Source organism: Psychrobacter sp. TB20-MNA-CIBAN-0197, assembly GCF_040309765.1.
Taxonomy (GTDB): Bacteria; Pseudomonadota; Gammaproteobacteria; order Pseudomonadales; family Moraxellaceae; genus Psychrobacter; species Psychrobacter submarinus.
The window spans coordinates 1-272 of the sequence record NZ_JBEOPC010000591.1; the positions used below are offsets into that span (position 1 = coordinate 1).

Consider the following 272-nt stretch of genomic DNA (forward strand, 5'->3'; position numbering starts at 1 on the left):
GGTCGGCACGCGTGAAGAACCCCTGAACCTGGAAAACGCTTCGGTTCACCCGCGCTATCGCTATTTCGCCGAAACCGGTGAAGAGCGTTACGCCTCGTTCCTCGGTGCACCGATCATTCACCACCGCCGCGTCGTCGGCGTGTTGGTCATCCAGCAGAAAGAACGCCGCCAGTTCGACGAAGGTGAAGAAGCCTTCCTCGTGACCATGAGCGCGCAGCTCGCCGGCGTAATCGCCCACGCCGAGGCCACCGGTTCGATCCGTGGTCTGGGCC

1 protein-coding gene is annotated in these 272 nt (G+C 62.9%); it reads left to right on the top strand.

Annotated features, from left to right (window positions below; genetic code table 11):
* Nucleotides 1-272: GAF domain-containing protein (locus AAEY83_RS15105; RefSeq protein WP_351060184.1), on the top strand; the 272-nt coding region annotated here is incomplete at both ends.